At 40.7% G+C, this 873-nt stretch carries 1 protein-coding gene; it reads right to left on the bottom strand.

The window, feature by feature from the left end:
* Positions 1–767: DUF2156 domain-containing protein (locus B3Z75_RS06250; protein ID WP_294068758.1), on the bottom strand; the 767-nt coding region annotated here is incomplete at its 3' end.
* Positions 768–873: the final 106 nt, after the last annotated feature.

Raw genomic sequence — 873 nt, 5'->3', positions numbered from 1 at the left:
ACAAATTGCTGATTGATGATATTGTATGCACCGTGAATGGTTGTAAACGCTTTCTCTACGTGGACAACGACAGTATCGTGCGTAAGAGGCTCACCGATGGTAAAAGCGGCTATTTCGTTGTTCACACAGATAAGCCCTCCTCTTAAATTCAGGCATTCAAAATTTTCGAGCATCTGCGTAGTAGCGTAATCATCAAAGACAAGGGATGGGTCTTTCTCTTCGCCATTCAACTGCATCCACTTGTCGAGCATGCTTTTGCATTCACTTACCAATTGGGGATTGCCGGTCAACGATTTATATTTCCACTCGTTCTCTCTTTTAAAACGATTGATGTGATTCCGTTTGCTCTGCAGCTTCTTCCCTTTGAGATGGATTAGCTTTTCTGTTGTGTAGATATAATCCGACACACTCCTGTTAAGCTTATATTCGAACACACCGGGCATTGACTCCTCAATCTCCTCAATCATCTCCTGTGTGAGCCCTCTGATCTGAAAAAGGGTGTCAAACTGGCTATGATCGTCCATGATGCTCGCGATACTTTCTTTCACATCGCCGGCACCGATAGGCTTCAGGTAAGAATTACGGCCGTTATTGTCTTTAAAGCGAATAAACAGCCAGCCATCTTTCACAGCAAACTGCGTATCAAACTTTCTCCCCCAGGCATACAAGTTGGTGAAACAGAGGTCCGAGGCCCTGTAATTTTGATTTTCGAGATACGAATTAATTGTTTCTCTGTCTTTTAATTCAATAGTTTTAAATGTAAGCATAAGATAACGGCTTTCTTTATCTTGTTTTGTGTGAATTATTGTTGTAAAATCGAAATATCAAATTGAAGTAAATCTTGCGTAAAGATAAAATAATGATTGAACAACC

Origin of the sequence: Proteiniphilum sp. UBA1028 (genome assembly GCF_002316955.1) — a bacterium.
Lineage (GTDB): Bacteria > Bacteroidota > Bacteroidia > Bacteroidales > Dysgonomonadaceae > Proteiniphilum.
This window is presented reverse-complemented; position numbering and strand designations above follow the sequence as displayed.